The organism is Bradyrhizobium sp. BRP22 (assembly GCF_020194175.1).
Classification (GTDB): domain Bacteria; phylum Pseudomonadota; class Alphaproteobacteria; order Rhizobiales; family Xanthobacteraceae; genus Bradyrhizobium.
Genome location: NZ_JADYVX010000004.1, coordinates 67,032 through 87,545, shown reverse-complemented (window position 1 = coordinate 87,545; position 20,514 = coordinate 67,032). Strand labels below are relative to the sequence as shown.

Sequence of the window (20,514 nt, the reverse complement as noted above, 5' to 3'; positions counted from 1 at the left end):
GGCACACCGACAGCAATCACCAGGCATTGGAATTAGTAGTAGCGCGGGATCGGGCCGTTGTGCGGCGTCTTGCGCTCGGTGAGATCGAACAGCACGCGATCGACATAACACCAGCCCCAGCCTTCCGGCGGATCGTAACCCTCGATGATCGGATGGCCGGTGGCGTGGAAATGCGCCGTCGCATGCTTGTTGGGGGAATCGTCGCAGCAGCCGACATGGCCGCAGGTGCGACAGATGCGCAAATGCAGCCACCGGCTGCCGCTCTTCAGACATTCCTCACAGCCGAGCGCGCTCGGCGTGACGGTCTGGATATCGGCAATATGGGTGCAGCCTTTGGACATGCGGTGCTTCCTAATGCATGATGAAGTAGATCGAGCCACTCACCCGGCCCTAGGCGCCGACCTCCCCCGCAAGCAGGGGAGGCGGACGAGTATGCGGATAACCTGATCCGACCAGACCACATTTATGATTTCGGCCCAAAGAATCAGGCCGTCGAATTGGCGTTGTCGGCGAGGAAGCCGTGCAACGCCGCGACGACCTGGGCGCCCTCGCCGATGGCGCCGCCGACGCGCTTGACCGATCCGGAGCGGACGTCCCCGACCGCGAACACGCCGGGCACCGTGGTTTCTAGCGATTGTCCCTGTCGCGGGCCATCGTGCCCGTTCTGGCCGGTGATCACAAAGCCTCCGCGGTCGACCTTGACGCCGCAACCTTCCAGCCACCCGGTCGCGGGATCGGCGCCGACGAACAGGAAGACGTTGTTGACGTCGAGCGTGTGCTGCTCCGGCGCCAGGCGGCTCTTCCAGCGCACGCGCTGCAGCGTGGAATCCTCGCCGCCTTCGAGCGCCGTGATCTCGGTGTTGAACATCAGTTCGATGTTCGGCGTCGCCTCGATGCGCTCGATGAGATAGCGCGACATGCTGGCCCCCAGGCCGCCGCCACGGATCATCATGTAGACCTTGCGCACATGGCCAGACAGGAACACCGCGGCCTGGCCTGCGGAATTGCCGCCGCCGACCAGCACCACGTCCTGCCCCGCACACAGCTTGGCCTCGATCGGCGAGGCCCAGTACCAGACGCCACGGCCCTCGAAAGCCTCGAGACTCTCGATTCCCGGCCGGCGATAGCGCGCTCCGCTTGCCACCACGATCGATCTTGCGCGCAAGATGTGCCCGCATTCGGTCGCGAGAGAGAACAGGCCGTCCCGTTTGGAGCAATCGAGCGACCTGACCGAGACCGGGATCAGGATATCCGCGCCGAATTTCTGCGCCTGGTTGAAGGCGCGGCCGGCGAGCGCCTGGCCGGAAATGCCGGTGGGAAAGCCCAGATAGTTTTCGATGCGGGCGCTGGCGCCGGCCTGGCCGCCGAAGGCGCGCGAATCGAGCACCGCGACCGAGAGGCCTTCGGACGCCGCATAGACGGCCGTGGCGAGCCCGGCCGGCCCGCTGCCGACGACGGCAACGTCATAAAGCCTGTCATGAGCGTGGTCGCCGATCATGCCCATCGCCATCGCAAGCGCGGTCTCGGATGGGTTGCGCAGCACGTTGCCGTTGGGGCAGACCACCAGCGGCAGTTCGGCGCGCGTCGGCGAATAGCGCGCCACCAGGTCGGCGGCGTCCTTGTCGGTTGCGGGATCGACCACGTGATGGGGCTGGCCGTTGCGCGCCAGGAAGTTCTGCAACTGCGCGATCCTTCCGAGCGAGGGCGAGCCGATCAGCACCGGGCCGCTGATGCCGCCCTGGATCAGGTTGACGCGGCGCAGGATCAGCGCGCGCATGATGCGCTCGCCGAGTTCGGCCTCGGCCACCAACAGCGCTCGCAACCTGTCCGGCGGGATCAACAGTGCCTCGACTTCGCCTTCGGCATGACCGTCAACCAGCGCGGGACGGCCGGAGAGCTGGGCAATTTCGGCCAGGAATTGTCCCGGCCCCTGATCGATCACGGGCGAGACATGGCCAAGGCCATCGCGCTGGGTAATCGCGACCGTGCCCGAAAGCACCACGAACATGCCAGGTCCCGGCTTGCCGGTCTCGAACAGCGCTTCGCCGTCGCTATAGCGCCTGACATCGCCGAACCGGCGCATGCGCTCGATCTCGTGCTCGGTCAGGGTCGGGAAGGTCTGTTCGTGCCGCGGAAACGCGAGCGATCTCGCGCTGATCGGATTCGTTATCGTCTCTGCAGCCATCTCAGTCACTCACTCTCCTTAACCAAAACACAGCCTCGTCCTCAACCAAAACAGAGCGGCCACCATGCCAAGCAAAGTCCGGATCGGCTAGCGACCCGGCTCGCTATCGCCTGCGTCATCTAGTCGGCCTTCCCCCGGTTCGGAAGATGCAACACCGCTGCGCCCGCGCGCCTGTGATTTCCGCCGCTTGAGGTTTTCGCGCAGCGCGAGCTTGAGGCGATGCTGTCTCTTTTCGTTCGACGCGATCGCGGCCTGCCGCTCCTGCTTGTCTTTCTCGTCCTGCATGCTGGACCCGTGTTCGCGAACCTGCCATGGGTGCATGACAATAGACCAGGCGCCCAGGGCAATGCACCGGGTCTATCGGGGAGGTGGACTCCCCAGAGTCAGTGCGCGCTGGGGCAAAGCAGCCAAAATCGCATTCCCGAGCAGCCCATGGAACCGAAGCGCCCCGGATTGGCCGAATTTCGACCAGACGAGGCGTTTTTGCGGGCCGCCGCCCGTCCCCGCGCTTGCGCCGGAGGGGGGCTTGTGGCAAGAACCGCCGCGCCCGCTGGGGCCAATTCGGCCGATTCTTCATTCCCGGGCATGCTGCCGTAGCTCAGTGGTAGAGCACTCCCTTGGTAAGGGAGAGGTCGACAGTTCAATCCTGTCCGGCAGCACCAGAAATCGTAGAGCGATCAGTCACTTACGAATTCGAATAGCGTCGGCCAACGCTGGCGATCTGTATACCCGCTGGACGAAGCGAAAAGGCCCTGCCCGGTCGTGCTCGGAGCACACCGCCAAAATATGCGACGTGAGCGAGGATTATCGCGGCACCGCTTATCACGAGGATGCCATGCCGTAGTCGCTTTGGCGCTCGGCTCAAGCGTTACGCGCGTGGAGGTGTTCGTCGAGGCAACTCAGGCGGCGCCGACGTTGACTGCGCTCCATCTGCAATCGTGGCGATGGCCGCGACAATGAATGTCGGCCGACAGGTCGGGGTTCGTCCAGCCTGCTGCGCTACGAGAACCAAAAATCATTTGCGCTGAGATTTTGAACACCCGCGACGGTGAGGTCATTATTTGCATCAAAGTGAATGATGGTGTTGCCACCGGTCACCTCGATGTTCAAGTCGCCAAAGTCGTGGATGTTGTTTGCGGCCAGCGCCGTGAGGTCGATCTTGTCTCGTCCCGCTTGGAAGTCGGCCGTGTCATGCCCGCTGTCGGCGGCAAAGACGAATGTATCGGTGCCGCGTCCGCCGAACATATCGTCGTTCCCGATGCCGCCGGTGAGCACGTCCTTGCCATCGCCGCCATCGAGGACATTCCCTGATCCACCGAAGACGGTGAGTTGGTCATTGCCTGCACCGCCGCTGAGGAAGCTCGATCCGAGCGAACCCGGCGCAACGGTTGCCGCCATGACATCGTTTCCAGCGCCGCCATCCAGACGATTCTCGGCAATGGAGTTGTCCGTGACTGCGGGATTGGGGGTTGCCGAAAGAAACGCAGTGAGCTGGTCGTCTCCTGCGCCGCCACTCAGGACGTTCGCGACATTGTAGAGATCGCCCCCGGGACCAATTCCACCATGCGCCGCAGCGTCGAGATGTGCCGTGAGGCTGTCGTTGCCACTGCCTCCCTCGAGCTGATTGAGTGCGCGGACAAATCCGCCGAGCGCGGTGGAGTTCGCAATCAGGTTGTCATTGCCTCTCCCGCCATCCAGGTAATTCGTGAGATCAGTAACGGCGTTCTCCCCATCGGTGGAATGGGTCGCCTCCAGGGTGTCGTTGCCGTCATCGCCCCAAAGCTGATTGATCCCGACCGGCGTGCTGCTGTTGGAGTCTGTCAAGTTGAAGGCGTGCAATATGTCATCGCCCCGGCCACCGTGAAGCTCGTTTGTTACCAGGTCGGTGGAATTGGATCGTCCTATAGCGGCCGCGTCCAGCGCGTCGTTGCCATCACCACCGAAGAGTACGTTGCTGGCGCTGCCGTTGTACGCAGAGAATTCTGTTTCGGCATGAGCCGTGATGTGGTCATCGCCGGAACCGCCGTCGACGGTGTTCATGGCGTTGCTGTTTCCGATGGCGTTGCGGCCATCCGCAAGGGCATCAATAGTATCATCGCCGCTTCCGCTGAACACGTGCGTGCTGACGGTTACAGTTTCGAAGACCCAAGGCGCCACATTTGCTGTGGCGTTGATAACGTCGTTTCCGCTGCCACCATCGAGGAGCACATCTGCGGTCTTCTCGTTGCTCTGAGGCGTGCTCTCACCCTGAACGGTCACGGTCCCATCGAGGTGGTCGTTGCCTGTTCCGCCGAACTGGATGGCAAGTCCGTGCAAATCGCCCTGCGGGACGACAACATTGGTTGTCAAAGTGTCATCGCCGCGATCACCGATCAATGCTGTCCGGTTGAACGCGCTGCTCAAGCGATCATCGCCGGCAAGGCCCAGGACAATGTCGCCGTCAGCCCGTGCGCTGAGGACGTCATCGTGTCTGGTGCCAATGATCAAATTGTTGATGGATCTATCAGGGAAAGCCAATCCAGGGCGTGGGAATCTGTAGAAGACCCCCCGGTTCCCATCAATTGGAGAGCGGCCAGGTTCTTGGTTTGGTTGGTACTCGCCATATCTTCCTCCTGTGGCGCCTGGATAACGACGTCGATCAAAACCGGGCGACGGAATGCAATCCCGCAACACGCGGAATAAATAAGAATTAAATCATGATATTTACGCACTGCCCGCGCGGATTTGGGCCGCGCATTCAGTGCACAAGCGGCCTGTCGATTACCGGCCTACATCGCTCTTGCGGTTGCAGCTCTCTGCGCGCGGGCCAGGAAATTCCGACGATCGGAAGCGGCTTGGGCTTCGACCGTTGCGTCTGGCTCTTCTGAGTTGAGCATCCGAAATCTCTTCCTTGCAGATATAAAAAGAACGGACCTATTTAAATCCAGCCAACAACAAAATTAAATCAAAAGTTGTATAATGTCCAATCACATTTAATATGGAACCGCGAGGGCAGCCGGTGCGCAATAATGGTGATTGGCGCGGGCAGGACCGCGCCAAGAGAAGAGGGAACCCCCTCCTTCGACGCGCGGGCCTGTTTCGTAAACGTCTCCGGAGCCTGATGACTTTTCTCCAAATCGCGCAGACGCCCTATTCGGCATCCGCCTGATCTCAATCGCTGGATGTTGCGGCTGCTTCAGGCCGGACCGATCACGTCGAACAAACTCACAACCCAGATGATCTGGAACGCCAGCGCAAAGGCGACGAACGCAACGTGGTATCGTTCGGAAGCCGACAGCAGCGCACCTATCGTCCCGCCGATCAGGAGGCACTGCCTCACCGGATAATACCAGCCATAGAACTGCTTGTAGTAGTTCGCTCCCTTCAGGAGCGTATCGAAAACATCGACTGAAAACAGAATCAAAATGAGAACGTAGAATACGTTCCTGCGATCCCAGAAATACTCCTTCAGCCCCTCATGCTCCCCGATGTTGTCTGGAAAGATCATTGCGGCCAGCATGACGAACACGACGGCGTAGCAGATCACCAGAAAATAGCTCTCGAACGTCCACCGCTCGATCCTGGACAGAGCGAATTCGAACCACCAGAAATGGATGATGGCGAGGAATACGAAAACAGCCCATCCGATATGGAGGAGAGTGATCCTCTCCTTGCCGGGATGCTGAATGAACCGCGTCACGCCGCTGACGAGCCGGGCAATGCTGATGCCCAGGATCATTCCGACGATGATGCGGATGTGGACGAATATCTCGTGGGCCTGATACGCGTCATTGTGGCCATCCATGGGAATTGCACGACACCTCATTTCAGGATGAAGCCGCCGTCGACGGGAATGGTCTGCGCCGTCATCCTTCAGCCGCCGGACACCGGGAGCGAATCCGGAATACGATATTTGGATATCGGCGAGACCAGCCGGGGTCAACTTCGGCTCTCGCGCATGCAGGGAGTTATGGGCCTGCTTCGGCGGCTATTGTTAAGAGAAGACAAAGCTTCGGCTACCGCGTTCGGCGGCCAGCGGCTCGCTCCGTTCAAGAGGGAGCGCGGGTTCCGTCGCAGCCCGCTAATCCTTGGCGCGCAGGATGCTGATCCGCGTTTCGTCGACGAAGCTCTTGGTGTCCTGATCGGGCCGGCGGAACAGGTTGCGTTCGACGACGAGCGCACGGCCGCCGACGGTTTTGGTGCAACGCTCCTTGAGATAGACGCCGCCGACCGGCTGATCTCCCGCGTCCGGCTGGCCTTCGGTGCAGGCCCAGCCTTCGGCGCCGTAGCGCGACTTGGCCTGCAGCCCGAGCAGGAACGCCTTCTTCCGGATATAGAGGCGCGCCTTCGGATCGGTCTCGATCAGCAAGCCGGCAACACGCCCGCCATCGTCGACCAGCAAGGTCAGGAGCGCCGGATGGCCCGCCACCATCGTGCCGTCCTTGCTGGTCATGGGATCATAGCCAAACCGGATCGCCCGCGCCCCGCTCGTGCCGGGCGGACAGTCGCGCCAGTCTTTCCAGCCGGTCAACGTGTGCCTCGGGTCCGTCGCACAGTAGAAGTCGACATAACCGGAGTCCGGCAATTCGGTCACGGCCATGCCGAGGCGGATGTCGCGCAGGTCATTGCCGCCGAATTCCTCCGTCCGGGCCGGAGAATTGGCGAGCGCGACCGCCTGCCAGGCGAGCAGGCCGGCAAGGATCCCACAAAGTCGCAGCCTGATCGTCACTGGCTCTTCCCCGTGCTGGCGGTCGCATCGTCCTGCTTCTTGTAGATGTCGCAGACCCGCGAGGTGCTCGAGAAGAAGGTGACGCATTCCGCATAACTCGGCTCACCGGCGCCCTTGATATGCGCAAGCACATAATCGGCGACCGCCTCGATATCCTTCTGCCGCAGGAACGTCCCGGCCTCCGGCGGGATGTGGCTGCCCGCCTCCTCGCGGTTCATGCCGTAGCACTTCACCTCATCATAGGCGCCGCGCACGAAGAACGGCATGCCGGTGGCGGGCCGCCCGCAACTGACGGTTTCGATGATCTGCTCGCGCGTGAGCTGCGTCTTGCGCAGCGACAGCGCATCGCCGCCGTAACCACCGCCGCCATTGCCGTGCCACTTGTGACAACCCATGCAATTGGCCTTGCTGAACACCGCCTTGCCGGCATTGGTCGGATCCGAAGCCGTCGCCTGCGCCGACTGAGCGAATGCAATGGCCGGCATCGAAAGATTCAGGGCGACGACACTCATAAGCAGCACACGTTTCGCCGCCGGGGATGCATTGAAGATCATCATGACGTCTCTTGTTGAAGCAGCGGGAGGGCCCGGCATTGCCCGGGCCCTCCATGGTTTAAAGGTCAGAGCGCGAACACGTAGAGCATCGATCCGGGCTGGATCTTCTTCAGCTCGGGCGTTGAATCGATGAACCACTTGTCCCAGGCGCCACCGAGACCGACGAGGATGGCGAGATACTGCTTGCCATCGACCGTGAAGGTCATCGGCGGTGCGTTGACGCCGCCTCCGGTGTTGAACTCCCAGAGCTTCTGCAGCGACTTGGCATCAAGCGCCATCACTTCGCCGGACGGCTGACCGGTGAAGACGAGATCGGGGGTCGCGAGCATGCCGCCCAGATTGGGGAACGGCGTTTCCAACTTGCCGGCGATCTTCCCGCTGGTGACATCGATCGCAGTGACGCTGCCGGTGATCCTGAACGGCTGGCTCGGGCCGCCACCGGTCCAGAACTCCCGCGGCTTCAGCTTGTCGGGAGTAGCCACCTCGACCTTGATCCGGTTGCAGCTCTCGATGACAGGGATGTACCAGAGCTTCAGGTCCGGATTGTAGGCGGTCGGCGGCCAGTTCTTACCGCCCATGTTGCCGGGGCAGATGTCGGTTTCCATGTTGGTGCGGCTAGGCGTCACCGAGGCGATGTAAGTCTGCACCGCCTTGTTCGGGTCATACTCGATCGGCTTGCCGCTCTCCGGGTCGAGCCCCTTGGTCCATGTGACCTTCTTGACGAACGGAAGGCCCCAAATGAACTTGCCGGTGGTGCGATCGATCGCATAGGCGAAGCCGTTGCGGTCGGCCTCGAGCGCGAGCTTGCGCGGCCCACTGGGTCCGGGGATGTCGACCAGCACGTTCTCCGCCACGCTGTCATAGTCGTAGGGGTCGTTCGGCGTGTGCTGATAGTGCCACTTGATCTTGCCGGTCGTGGCATCGAGGGCGAGCGAGCTGTCGGTGTAGAGGTTGTCGCCCGGACGATACTCGTTGTCCCAGTCCGGTCCGGGATTGCCGACGCCCCAGATGATGGTGTCGGTCGCCGGATCGTAAGTGCCGGTCACCCAGGTCGAGCCGCCGCCTGCGGCCGCCGCGTTGTTGCTGTCCTTCCAGGTATCGCTGCCTGGCTCGCCCTTGGCCGGAATCGTATGGGTGCGCCAGAGTTCTTTCTGGGTCTTGAGGTCGGTCGCAGCGATCCAGCCACGGATGCCGTATTCCGCGCCGGCCACACCAGTGATCGCCATGTCCTTGACGATCAGCGGCGCCCCGGTGATGACCTCGCCCTTGTCGGGATCGGCAACCGTGCGCTGCCAGGCGACCTGGCCGGTCTCCTTGTTGGTCGCGATCAGCCGGCCGTCCAGCGTGTGGGAAATGACGAGATTGCCCCATAGCGCGACGCCGCGATTGTCGACACCGCAGCAGGCCACGGCACCGGCCCAGTCGCGGTCGGTCTTGGGATCCATCTTCCAGACCAGCTGGCCGCGGCCGCCATGCGCATCGATCTTGTAGACCGAACCCCATCCGTCGGTGACATAGAGGAAGCCGTTCTCGGCAATAGGTGTGCCTTCCAGGCCGCCATGGCTCCAGATGCCGCCCGGCTCGATACCGCCGAGATGCATGGTCCAGGCGACCTTCAGGTTCTTCACGTTATCGCGGTTGATCTCCTTGAGGGTGGAGAACCGGTGCCCGGAGTAGTTCTGGTGATGATGCAGCCAGTTGCCCGGCTCCTTGTCGACGTTGAGCAGCCGCTCCTGGTTGACGTCGTCCGCAGCGAACGCCGGCAGTGCAGCCAGCATCCCTCCTGTGGCGGCGGCTATCGCCAGCAGGCGCGCTCGCCTGGTGATTGTCGCATGACCTGAAAATCGCTCCATGAGTAATGCCCTCCTTTGGCTAGTTCATGTTGGATCGAGCGTCCGGCACATCCGAGCCGCTCAGTCGAGAAGCCTCATTCAGCGGGCTCACCCGGCCCGCTGCCGCGATCAGGGCGTTCGGGAAACCTCCACCTCCGTTTCTTTGGTTCCGGCCTTCTGGAAGACGATGGCGCAAGTGAACTTCTCGCCGTCGACAAGCTTCTGCCGGGTCTGCAGCAGCATCACGTGATATCCGTCGCGCTTGAGCTCGGTGGTCTTGCTTTCCGGAATCGGAATCGACTTGATCTCGCGCATCGCCGGCGCGCCTTCGCCGCGATCGACGGTATGCTTCTCGGAGAAGTTCGCGAACGGACAGCGGACGCGTAATATCGCGTCGGCTTCCGCCGCATCGTTCCTGATCGTCATCAAAAGCGGGAGGTTGATCCCGATCTCTTCGGATGGTGGCACGCGGGCGTTCGTCACCTGCAGCGCTGTATTGGCGGCGGCGGACCCGGACATCAGCCAGGTTCCGACGGCAACCAAGCCAATCGCAAGGAGTCCCGATCCGCGGGACAGCGCGATCCGGCTGCCGCGATCAAGACCCGCGCCATCACGTCCCGATGTCGCTATGGCAATCATCGGCTACGTCCCGGCGGGAACGTGATCCTGCGAGTACCCGGTCGGCCGAAAGCGACAGGTGATGGATGCCCAAACGAAATGCTTCGTCCGACTCATCGGCGCGTTCCTCCCAAGATCATTTTTTGTTTCTTAGCGTGCGACGTTACGCTCCTTGCAAACACAAATCATCCCAAAATATGGCGATGAAAGGACCATGCCTGGAAAAGGATTCCAATGAATGATGTGCTTAACGCATTTCATTCCAACGATGCGCGCAGCGACTGAGTGTGATCGCTGCTGAGCGAGAGCGAGGCGTTCGCGAGCGGTCAGCCAGCGCGGCGCGAGCGCGCTGGTACATTGGATTCCAAGCAGGACAGTTGCAGTGCAGCGCCGCGATCCGAAAACGTGCATCTAGATCGATGCTCGCGATAAACGCGAAATCGCGCGGTCAACGCGAGGACGAATGTTCATTCCCCTTTGAGGCCGGCGTCGCGGATCACCTGACCCCATTTACGCGTCTCGGCGTCGATGAACGCGCCGAACTCCGCGGCCGTGCTGCCGCGAGCTTCCAGCCCTCTGAGCGAACAGCTTCTGCTTGACGTCGGCATCGGCAAGGATGCGGACGATCTTGTCCTGCAGGCGATGGATGATGGAAGGCGGCGTCGCAGCCGGCGCCATGAAACCATACCAGCCAGCGGCGATCACGCTGGACAAGCCTTGTTCTCGCAAGGTGAGCGCTTCCGGATAGATCGAACTGCGGTCGGCCGAAGCCACGCCGAGCACCCGGAACTTGCCGCTTTGGATATAAGACAAGGCCGTGCTGATCGCGGTCAACGTGGCGTCGACGCGGCCTGCCAGCAATTCCGTGTACGACATCGCATCGCCACGGAACGGAACGTTGAGACCCTTCACGCCTGCATCCCTGAACAACAACTCGGCCGCCAGATGAGGTTGCGAGCCGGCGCCCGGAGAGGCGAAGGTGAGCCCGTTGGGCTGCGCCTTGCCGTGGGCGATCAGCTCCTGCAGGTTCTTGAACGGTGCCTCGGCGCTGATGATCAGGAAGAGCGGCGCAATAACCGCCATCGCCACCGGCTGCAGGTCCTTGCGGTCATAGCCAAGCTTTCCGAACAGGGCTTCAGCGGTCGCATAGGGTGCTGCAGCGTACAGGAACGTGTAGCCATCAGGCGCGGCGCGCGCGACCGCTTCGTTGGCGAGGCGCGTGCCCGCGCCCGGCCGGTTCTCGACCATGCATTGCTGGCCAAGCTGACGCTCGAGCTGCTCGGTCAGGATCCGCAGCGAGATGTCGTTGGCACCGCCTGCGCCATACGGTGAGACGAACCGCACGATACGCGTGGGCCAGGCACCCTGTGCGAACGCCGGGGCGCCGCCGCCTGCCGCGAAGCAGGCCGCGACGCTGCCCAGCAGAGTTCGGCGTGTGACGTCCATGAATGCCTGCCTTTCGTTGTTGCGCGTCCGCATTGCGTACCTTGTTGTCTTCGACAAGGCCGCCGGTGCATGGGCCGGCCGTCAGAGCACTTCCTTATAGGTGGGCCCTTCCATCTACGGCTCCGCAAATAATGCACAGATCGCCTTGCTTGCGCTTGTCGCGGTAATCGAGAGAGCGCGACTTCAGGCGGAAGGCCGATAACAGATCAACTTGCTCCCGAGCCATTCATTGTGCAACTTAGAGGGGAATTCATCATTTGACCAACCAGCGCTCGCTGAAGCCGTGTCCGTATGAAGAGTTCCCTTCGCACCGAGATCGTTCAACTCAGGGCGGTCGCCGTCATCTGCGTCGTTCTGTTTCATCTGAGGGTGCCGGGGTTCGAGGGAGGCTTCGTCGGCGTCGACGTGTTCTTCGTGATTTCCGGGTACCTCATCACGCGTAGTATTCTGACGGATTTGTCGCTCGGTGATTTTTCGTTTGGCCGGTTTTATGTGCGCAGAACCAGACGCATTTATCCGGCGCTAATCATCACGATCATCGCGACGTACCTGGCGGGGCGCTTTGGTGTGCGCCGGCGATGTTTCTTGATCTTGCAAAGGAATGCACCCACGCGCTGCTGTCGATCGCCAATATCCAGTATTGGCGCGAATCGTACCAATACTTTGCCCGGACCTCCGATGAACTGGCCCTGCTGCACTTCTGGTCTCTCTCGCTGGAGGAGCAGTTCTATCTCGTCTGGCCGGCCCTCATTGTACTGGCGTATCGAAGCGGCCGGCTGCGCGAAATCATTCTGCTGGTGACGACCAGCTCTCTGCTTGGAGCATTCCTTGTGGGGAGGATCGATCCGTCAGCGGCATTCTTCCTGATGCCGTTTCGAATCTTTGAGTTCGGCTGCGGCGCCCTGATGCTGTTTGTTGACGAGCATCGGTTGAGCCGGATCGCGAGAGAATCCCTTGCCGCCTTCGGCATGCTCTTCATCGCAGCAGGGGCGGTATTTCTGAGGCCTACAACGGCGAACCTGGAAGTGATGGTCCTCATTCCGTGCCTCGGCGCCGCAGCCACCATTCTGGCAGGCGAGAATACGGTAACCTCGCGGAGTCTTTCGCATCCGATCGTCGCAGGCATTGGTACGATTTCCTACTCTCTCTATTTATGCCATTGGCCCATCATTTTCTTCGGCCGCTTCATTTTCGGAGAGAGCGCCGATGGCTGGACCGGCACCCTGACGATGCTGCCTGTCATGATCATCGTCGCGACTTTGATGTACCGCTTCATCGAGCGTCGCTTCATTCAGCGCTCGGGACTTGGCCCTGCGGACGCATGGAAGAATGCGTTCCAGTTCGGTGCCATCATCATTCCGCTGGTTACCATCACGCATCTCACCTTCCTATCGAAAGGCTTCGCCTGGAGGCTGCCCGAGAGCCGTCTTGAACATGCGCGGCTGAATGGACCATCCCTGATCGAGGATATCGAGCCGTTCAACGGATCGGTCGGGTTTCAGCTGGTCGGCGATTCCCACGCTCATCAGTACGGCAGAGGCATCGAGCCGCTGATGAAGCGCATGAGCATCAGGATGGAAGTGCTGGGCAGTGCCGGCTGCCCGATGCTTCAAGACATCACATTGAGATCTCGGAACAGGGAAGGTTGCATTCAGGCTCGCGACCAAGCACTTGCACGGATGAGAGAAACGCGCCTGCCCGTGATCTTTGTCCAGCGTTGGGACATTTACGACGATGCGGCGGTCGACTACCACGACAGCACCCAAGGGAGGAATTGGACGGACGAAAGGAATTCCTACTCAAAGCTGGAACATGCGCTGACGCAGACTTTGGTATCAGTTGTCGAAGGGCGTCAGATCCTGCTCATCGGCGCGCAGGTTGACGCCAGCTGCGAGATCAATCGGCCTAGGTTGTTGCAGGGCCCTTTATTGCATGCTCCTTTGCCGCCGTGCCCACCTTCGAGGAAGGAAGATGTCGAGCGATCGGGCAGCAAGATCAACGCAATGCTCTCACGGGTTCAGGCCAAATGGCCTGATCGGATTGAGCTCCTTCGACCGGTCGATTATTTCTGTGGTGCCGAATGCCCGGTCGTGGCGGAAGGTTATTGGCTCTATTGGGACCGGACTCATTTCAGCTTGGCTGGCTCGCGCTACATGGTCGAAAGGGCCAAGGAGCCGTTCGGCAGATTGCTTGCGCGATCCGCGCCCTAGACTAATAGCAAACGATGTCGGCCGGTTTTTCTCACTCGCAGGCTGGTGCGCGCTCCTCTGGTGCCTGCAGCTTAATGCAGTTCTTTCGCGCGATGCCGCCGCGGGTGTGGAGGGCACCGTCTGGACGGCGATCATTCCCGATGCTTTCCCGCGATATGTCTACACGTGGCGAATGAGCCTGGACGGGAGCTACCGCGAGGACGGACGCGATGCCGCAAGCGGCAGGCCGATCCAGGCCACGCTGTCGGGACGTTGGAGTCTCGACGGAGCGCGGATGATTCTGAGGCAGGAGGGATATCCCTTTGTCTTCGACGGCGTCGTGGTTGGGAACAGCTATTCGGGCACGCTGTATCTCAACGATCGTTCCTTTTCCCGCTTCTGTGCCGCCAGGGGCGAGAAGCCGCCTGAGCACTGTGGCAGCGGGTCCGGCGTCGCGATGATGCAAGAACGGGATTGATCGGGCGACGGCTTTCCACATCGCGACCGTCGCGAGCTTCGACCAGCCGCGCTGCTCGAATCAGGCGAGGCGGAGCACGCGGCTTCCGCCGCGGTCGCCGGACATGAAAAACCTCCGGCAGGGCATTGCCGGAGGTTTCGGAGGTTTAGCATTAAGAGGTCATATCTCAGCGAGACCTAACGGGCCGGCCATGCTGCACCGACTTGACTCCTTACTACCTTAGAAAATTACCTGAGTAAATCATGTTTTTTCGGTCATGCACTATGCCGAAGCTGCGGGGGTAGCGAACGGCGAATAGCGCGTGGCGAACAGGAGATGCGACTGGACCTCGCGCACTCCCACGACACTCGCGATTCGCCACTCACCATTCGCAATAAGAAAAATCCCCGGCAGTTTCCTGCCGGGGATTCTCCAGACTTGAGTCAGATCGAACAGATCAGAAGTTGCGCTGAGCGCGGATCTGCAAGCTGACCGTATCCTGGTCCTTGAACTCGTAGGTCGCGACCGGCTTCGGAGCACCGGCGCCAAAGGTCGACGTGCCCTGATACTTCTGGTCGAGGTGGAGCCAGATCGCTTCAGCCGAGAACGTCAGGTTCTTGACCGGAGTCCAGCGGGTGACGAGGCCGAGCTGCGAGACGTTGAAGCTCGGATCGCAGGTGTAGCTCACACCAAGGCCCGGATGGCTCGCAGCGAAGGCGGCGCAATACGCACCCTTGGCAGTCGACAGGTCACCCACGGTGCCGTCGTAACGGACCGAGGAGTAGCTGCCGAACAAGCTGGTCGACCAGTAGGGATCCCAGTTGTGGTTGAACGCACCACGGATACCCCACGCCTTGGTGAGCTTCAGCGATCCGTCGCCGCCCGCGAAGCCTGGCAACCAGACGGCGTCAGTCGTCACACCGAGGCCGATGCTCTGATAGCCGGCGTTGCTGCCGCCGAAGATCGCGAAGTTCGGCGAAGCCGACGACGTCGAGATCACCTGCTTGGTGTCGCCGACGGCATAGGTCGCATCCAACTTGATGTCGTCGCCGGGACCGGTCGGGATGTTCTTGATCTGCAACGCAGCCATCACCGCGCCGCCCCACTTGGTGTCGGGGTGACCGGACAGCTCCGAGCCAGCGACCGGCGCCGCACCCGGCAGACCGACGCCACCGGGAGGGGCCCCTGTCGTGTTCAGCACGTTGTAGGAGCCGCTGACTTCATGCGCTGCGGCGGAAATCTGGAACAGACCCCAGGCCTGATCGATGCGGATGTTGCCGACGATGTCGGGCGAATGCACGCCGGCATAGGCGTTGCCGGTGGTGCCGGCCGCGCCGATCGCGGTGGAGAGATTGTAGACCGAGGTGCGGTTGAAAACGGTCGGATCATCGAGACCGATGGTGCCCGAGATGCCGTTGCCGAACTGCGCGGTGTACTGGATGTTGTTCACGCCGGTGACGGTGTCATGACCGCCGAGCAGGTTCGACGAGATGTTGCCCGGATAACCGTGCCACGGCGTCGCGAAGGCCGAAGACGATTTACCGAAGGTGAAGCCCGCGAACTGGATGAACACGAATTCGACCGCGACATAGCCGCCGCCGGGGGTGTGCAGCAGGTTGGCACCGGCGACCGGAAGCGAACCGTTGACCGAGTTCGGGCTGTAGGTGTTGTTGCCGAGCGTATCGAACTGGAAGTCGCCCTGAGCGAAGGTGCGGACGACGCCATATTCGGTCGCGGTGCGTGTATCGACCGTCAGCGCCATACGGGAGCGGGCGGAGAAGTAGTCTTGATAGCGGTTGCCTTGACCAGCATCACCGCTCCAGGCCTGCGAACCGTAGATGCCGCCGTTGAACGTGGTGTCGACACGCAGATAACCACCGATCTTCATGCAGGTATCGGTGCCCGGGATGTACCAGAAACCGGCACCGTAGAGCGAACAGACCTTCACGTACTCGACCGCTTTGGCCTTGACGGGAAGATCGGCTGCCTGTGCCCCGCCCATGGCGAGCAGAGCCGCCGCTGAGCCGAGGATAAGGCTCTTAGCCACCTTCATTGTTAACCTCCAAGTAAGTGCTGTGCACGAACCCCCGTGCAAAGCGGATAAGACTGCCATCGAAAAAACGTTGAGGATCAACGCATCTCTCAAGCCGGTGGACTTACGAGAGCCACCTGAGACGAGACGGTCGGGAGCCCCCCTCCGTCGGAATGAAAGTTATGCATGTGCAATTTAGATAATCAAATTAGTTTACTCACTCATATATTGATTGCCATTCCGATGTGTCTTTTCGGCAACTGATGCGCGGCCAGCGTGCAAAGACGCGGCTGCCGTCAATTTTCCGTGCATATTGACGCACTTAACGGAATACCGTGTCGTTTCCGCCCGACATCCGGTATGGAATCGGGCAAGGGATGAGCACGGTGCCCATGGATGAGTCCGCCAGCAAGAATCAGGATGTCATTCGGCGATTCGCCTGGGAAATCGCCGCGATCAGCGTTCATCTTGAGGAAATTCGCTACTTCTGGGCCAAGAAGCTCGGAATCAGCGGGCCGCAATGGATGATGATCGTGGCGCTTGCGGACCTCGATAAGGGCGACGGCGTGCCCGTCAATGCCGTCTCAAAAATGCTGCATGTCGATCCGTCGTTCGTCACAACCCAATCGAAGCTTTTGGAGAAGAAGGGTTTCGTCCGCCGCAGGCCGGCGAAGGAAGACGCGCGCATCGTGAAGATGTCGCTCACCGACAAGACCTACAAGCAACTCGCGAGCCTGACCTCGCAGCAGGAAAGCCTGAACGAGTTCATTTTCGCCGAGTTCAGCCCGCGCGAGCTGGATGATCTGACCAACAAGCTCGCTGTCCTCAAGAGGCGGTTGGAAAAGGCCCGCCTGAAAGTCGCTGCTGATTTCTAGATCATGATCCGGAAAATTGAACACCGGCTTTCTCTCCCGATAAGCGCGAAGCGCTTGCGCGGAGATCATGCTTTAGAGCGTTTTCGAGCGAAGTGGATACCGGTTCGCGTGAAGAAAACGCGTCAAAACAAGAATCTAGAGCTTCGGTTCTGATTCAATCAGAACCGAAAATGCTCTAGGGAAACCGGTAGGGGACTGCGTCAGCAGGGCCTGTGCGCCATCATATTATTAAAGACTGCGCCCCGATGCGGGACGCGATCCAATCGAAGATGAACTCGTTGGCGAGGATTGGATTGTCGGAGCGACCCTGCCCCGCGGCGGTCTCCGTGCCCTCGGATATTTCGACCGTGACATCCCGGTCGCCTCGCCCCGCGCGCAACCGATCCGTCAATTCGGCGATCCGATCCGCCTTGAGCCCGCCGCGCGCGCTTGCAGCGACCAACAACGGACACTTGATGCTCATCAGGATGCGGTCAGCTTGCAGCTCCGGACAAGGCTCGACGTCGAACGGTCTGTTCTGCGGATCCAGAAATGATCCCAAATGCAGATCCCAAATGCCGCCGTCGCAAACGGCCGCGGCAAACCGATGGTCGAAGGCGATGCCGCGCGCGACAAAGGATGAACTCCAGCCGTAGGCGAGGATCGCGATCCGTCGCTCATCGACGTCGTCCCTGCCGATGAGATAATCCATGATGGGCGCAATCGCGTGCTCAGGCTTGTGGCGAAGCGACACCTCTTCGAACGTCAGGCCGGTGTCATCACCCAGGATGTCCACTGCAAGCAGCGCCATCCCGCGCTCGGAGGCGTGGCGTGCGAGCTTGAATAGAAACTCTTCTTTGTGATGCCCGGGTTCGCCGATACAGATCACTACCGGCGCAGCATCGCCGCTTGCGGGCGCAGGCAGATAGTACCCTTGCAAGGCGAACTCGCTCAGCCATGGGATCGAGACGACTTCGCCACGAGGCTCACGGCAGTTGAGATAGTTCGCGGCACATTCGCGCATCGAGGCGAGCGCGGACCGCCGCTTGTCCGGCGAGAGATCAAACGCATAGGCGGCGGTAAGATAATAGTTGATGGCGCGAAGCCAGTTACTCCTGGCCGTCGCTGGATGGCCTTGCGCTGCTGCAGATAAAGCCCGCCCGCGATTAACCTCCGCGGTGGCTGTCCATTCCCGGTGCCAGGAATCGTCACCATCGTCGCCGGTGAAATCGATGCGGCTGGCGGTGAGCCAGCATTCCGAAAAGGTCGCGCCGCCTTCCTGGGCGGAAGCCAGCAACCGCGTGAACTCGAGCGAGAGATCCTCACGTTCAGGCCACCAGATCCACCTTTGGTAGTGCAGATCAGAGTTCACGGTCGCAGCCGCCCCCACCTGCGAAAGATGATCGCGAAGACTGCGATCTCCACGATCGATGACCGGCAACAGCAACTGGCGCGCCCCCAATAAAATGTTCAGCGAACATCAACAGACCAACGACCGCATTACGAAACGTTCATGCGCGCTTCGTTCTGAGACGTCCTTCCCCAACGACGCACATACAAGAAGCGCGCCTTCTTTCGGCGCAAATCACATCGCTGTCAAAACGAATGATGCATGGCGGGGTTGCGCAGCAGGCGGGAGCAGAAACATTGCGAGATGATGATTGCGGCCGATTGTGCTCACCAATTCATCACTGCGATGGGCGTGGCGAACTGAGAAGTTGCGAATGCACCATGGCAAACAATGCACAGTGCACCTTGGCAGACAGATTTGATGTGCGCTCCCTGGTTCGCAGCGACCTGACCAACGTCAGAGCGCCGGTCGTCATCGGCGCACTGACGATACACAGCTCGAACCATGGCCTCACGTGCCGCGGCGATAGTCCTTCGCATAATCGGGAACGGCGATGCCGGGCTTCAAGGCCGGACAATTACGGGGCTCGCCGGCGGTGAGCTGCAGCGGTATCACACCCGACCAGGCGTCGAGCCGATAATCCTCCTCGGGATCCACCACGCCCTGATTCCTGATCTTGACCGAGGCTTCGGTCAGCGGAAACCGCAGGAAGAGCGTGGCGGCGATCTCCTTCGGTTTCGGCGGACGGACCTGGTGGCCCGGGCAGATATCCTCGATGAACGCCGCAACCAGGCGCTCCTTCTCCCTGGGATCGACGATCTTTTCTGCCATCGCAAAAATCATCACGGAGCGGTAGTCCATGCTCATGCCGAACCCCGATCGTCCTGCAACGATCGAGTCGATCAGAGTGACGGTGATGCAGGCCGGAGCGCCGGCCGCCAGCGCCGCGAGCGATTGATTGGCGGGACTGCCATGGATGTAGGCGAAGTCGTCGATCCTGACGATCGCGGTCGGCAGCACGCGCGGTGCGCCATCAACCACGACACCGACGTGACAAACCAGCGCCTCGTCGAGAATGCGGTACATCACCTCGCAATCATAAACGGCGCGCTCCGGATGAAGCCGGACGCGGGTCCGTTCGGTTGGCGTCAATGTCGAGCCTGTCATGGCAGCCCTCATATCGCCACCGCCTGACCGGCATCCTTGCGATGCGTCAGGTGATCGCCCTCATAGGCATTCCGCTCGGCCACTCGCTTGCCAGCGATGTAGAGTTCGATCGAATCGTGGAGCGATTTCGGCACCAGCACACCTTCGGCTTCGGTGCGCTTGCGGGCCTCGTAGCGGCGGTCGGATGGCAGCCGCACACCATCCTGCGCCAGCATCTTGTCGAACAGCAATTCGGCGTGGTCGAGCTGTCTGGCGCGGTCCCCATTCGCCATGCAGCGGACCGGATCGATCGCGATCACGAGTTCTCCGCCGCAAGGTGCACCCGTGTTCGCCTTGTCGCGCTCGCCGGCTTCGAAGCTGAGGACATCGCCGAGCAGCGGCCCGGCCAGCAATTCCACCATCATGGCGATGTTGGAGCCCTTGAAGCCGCCGAACGGAAGCTGCGCGCCGGCCAGCGCCTGGGCCGGATCGTTGGTTGCCCTGCCGTCCGGTCCGATGGCCCAGCCGTCGGGCAGGGTCCTGCCGTCGCGAAGGCGGAGCTGGATTTCACCGCGGGCGCTGGCGCTCGAGGCCTGATCAAACACGACCGGAGGCTTGCCGTTTCGCGGCCAGGCGAACGCCATCGGATTGGTGCCGAACAGCGGCTTGGTGCCGCCGGCCGGCGCGACATAGGGGCTGGCGGCGACAAAGGCGAAGCCGACCAGGCCGTGCTCCGCCAGCCGCTCGACTTCCGGCCAAAGGGCTGCGACGTTGAGCGCGTTGTTCACCGCCATCGCCGCGATCCCCATCTTCTTGGCGAGCGCAGCCAGCGGCTCCGCGCCGCGCTCCAGCGCCAGCGGCGAGAAACCGTATTTCGCATCGACCTTGATCACAGCAGGCGCCAGCACTGACAGTTCGGGCTCGGCGTCCGGCGACGCCTGACCCGAGTGCAGCCCGTTCATGTAGAAAGGCAGCCGGAACAAGCCGTGATGCCGGCACTCGTCCCGCTCGGCCATGGTCACGGTATTTGCAATCGCATTTGCATGTGATGCACCAAATCGTTGCGCAAGCAGCGCGGCTTTGGCCGACCTGTGCACGTCAGCCAGCGACATCCGGACCGCATCCGACATTCCCTACTCCCG

The 20,514-nt window shown here is 61.2% G+C and carries 16 protein-coding genes, 1 tRNA gene and 1 pseudogene; 4 read left to right on the top strand and 14 right to left on the bottom strand.

The features are described 5' to 3' along the window. Positions 1–32 precede the first annotated feature (32 nt). The 3 genes from I6F35_RS07105 to I6F35_RS07095 all read right to left on the bottom strand — a co-directional run bounded on the left by I6F35_RS07105 (position 33) and on the right by I6F35_RS07095 (position 2,470). Positions 33–341 carry a UBP-type zinc finger domain-containing protein gene (locus I6F35_RS07105; protein WP_225116941.1) on the bottom strand — a complete coding sequence of 103 codons (309 nt, stop codon included), beginning with the start codon at positions 339–341 and terminating at the stop codon, positions 33–35. 143 nt (positions 342–484) lie between these two features. After that, positions 485–2,185, bottom strand: a complete 1,701-nt coding sequence (locus I6F35_RS07100; protein WP_225117191.1) for a cyclic nucleotide-binding domain-containing thioredoxin-disulfide reductase — start codon at positions 2,183–2,185, stop codon at positions 485–487. Positions 2,186–2,272: 87 nt separating this feature from the next. Continuing rightward, positions 2,273–2,470: a hypothetical protein gene (locus I6F35_RS07095; RefSeq protein WP_225116940.1), complete on the bottom strand. Its 198-nt coding sequence runs from the start codon at positions 2,468–2,470 to the stop codon at positions 2,273–2,275. A 302-nt stretch (positions 2,471–2,772) separates the two neighbouring features. Here I6F35_RS07095 and I6F35_RS07090 point away from each other — a divergent pair. Then, a tRNA-Thr gene (locus I6F35_RS07090) sits at positions 2,773–2,847 on the top strand. Between the two features lie 337 nt (positions 2,848–3,184). Here the strand turns inward: I6F35_RS07090 and I6F35_RS07085 are convergent. The 7 genes and pseudogenes from I6F35_RS07085 to I6F35_RS07055 form a co-directional block, all read right to left on the bottom strand. Further along, positions 3,185–4,672, bottom strand: coding sequence for a calcium-binding protein (locus tag I6F35_RS07085; protein WP_249792421.1), 1,488 nt, complete (start codon positions 4,670–4,672; stop codon positions 3,185–3,187). A 688-nt stretch (positions 4,673–5,360) separates the two neighbouring features. Beyond that, positions 5,361–5,969, bottom strand: coding sequence for a hypothetical protein (locus tag I6F35_RS07080; RefSeq protein ID WP_225116938.1), 609 nt, complete (start codon positions 5,967–5,969; stop codon positions 5,361–5,363). Positions 5,970–6,245: 276 nt separating this feature from the next. Continuing rightward, positions 6,246–6,893 (bottom strand): hypothetical protein, encoded by a 648-nt coding sequence (locus I6F35_RS07075; protein ID WP_346283144.1) that lies wholly within the window; start codon positions 6,891–6,893, stop codon positions 6,246–6,248. After that, a complete protein-coding gene (locus I6F35_RS07070; RefSeq protein ID WP_225117189.1) occupies positions 6,890–7,378 on the bottom strand; it encodes a c-type cytochrome in 489 nt (162 codons plus the stop codon). The genes I6F35_RS07075 and I6F35_RS07070 overlap by 4 nt, the downstream gene beginning before the upstream one ends. Before the next feature lie 134 nt (positions 7,379–7,512). Beyond that, on the bottom strand, positions 7,513–9,300 hold the full coding sequence (locus I6F35_RS07065) for a PQQ-dependent dehydrogenase, methanol/ethanol family (protein ID WP_225116937.1): 1,788 nt from the start codon (positions 9,298–9,300) through the stop codon (positions 7,513–7,515). Between the two features lie 108 nt (positions 9,301–9,408). Next, complete coding sequence (locus I6F35_RS07060; RefSeq protein WP_225116936.1) at positions 9,409–9,798, bottom strand: copper chaperone PCu(A)C; 390 nt, start codon at positions 9,796–9,798, stop codon at positions 9,409–9,411. Between the two features lie 566 nt (positions 9,799–10,364). Further along, positions 10,365–11,343, bottom strand: a pseudogene (locus I6F35_RS07055) (tripartite tricarboxylate transporter substrate-binding protein). Positions 11,344–11,921: 578 nt separating this feature from the next. Between I6F35_RS07055 and I6F35_RS40130 the strand changes: the two are divergent. Together I6F35_RS40130 and I6F35_RS07040 are read left to right on the top strand one after the other, a co-directional pair. Next, a complete protein-coding gene (locus tag I6F35_RS40130; protein ID WP_275945442.1) occupies positions 11,922–13,553 on the top strand; it encodes an acyltransferase family protein in 1,632 nt (543 codons plus the stop codon). Next, a complete protein-coding gene (locus I6F35_RS07040) occupies positions 13,534–14,010 on the top strand; it encodes a hypothetical protein (RefSeq protein ID WP_225116935.1) in 477 nt (158 codons plus the stop codon). Before I6F35_RS40130 ends, I6F35_RS07040 begins: the two co-directional genes overlap by 20 nt. 436 nt (positions 14,011–14,446) lie before the next feature. On the opposite strand, the gene I6F35_RS07035 is transcribed toward I6F35_RS07040, so the two are convergent. Next, positions 14,447–16,042, bottom strand: coding sequence for a porin (locus tag I6F35_RS07035; RefSeq protein ID WP_225116934.1), 1,596 nt, complete (start codon positions 16,040–16,042; stop codon positions 14,447–14,449). Between the two features lie 356 nt (positions 16,043–16,398). Here I6F35_RS07035 and I6F35_RS07030 point away from each other — a divergent pair, with 356 nt between their 5' ends. Continuing rightward, positions 16,399–16,896, top strand: a complete 498-nt coding sequence (locus I6F35_RS07030; RefSeq protein WP_225116933.1) for a MarR family transcriptional regulator — start codon at positions 16,399–16,401, stop codon at positions 16,894–16,896. A 220-nt stretch (positions 16,897–17,116) separates the two neighbouring features. Here the strand turns inward: I6F35_RS07030 and I6F35_RS07025 are convergent, their stop codons facing one another. The 3 genes from I6F35_RS07025 to I6F35_RS07015 form a co-directional block, all read right to left on the bottom strand. Beyond that, positions 17,117–18,322 (bottom strand): dienelactone hydrolase, encoded by a 1,206-nt coding sequence (locus I6F35_RS07025; protein WP_225116932.1) that lies wholly within the window; start codon positions 18,320–18,322, stop codon positions 17,117–17,119. 414 nt (positions 18,323–18,736) lie between these two features. Beyond that, positions 18,737–19,393, bottom strand: a complete 657-nt coding sequence (locus I6F35_RS07020) for a pyridoxamine 5'-phosphate oxidase family protein (protein WP_225116931.1) — start codon at positions 19,391–19,393, stop codon at positions 18,737–18,739. Positions 19,394–19,401: 8 nt separating this feature from the next. Beyond that, positions 19,402–20,502: an Ldh family oxidoreductase gene (locus tag I6F35_RS07015; protein ID WP_225116930.1), complete on the bottom strand. Its 1,101-nt coding sequence runs from the start codon at positions 20,500–20,502 to the stop codon at positions 19,402–19,404. Positions 20,503–20,514 lie beyond the last annotated feature (12 nt).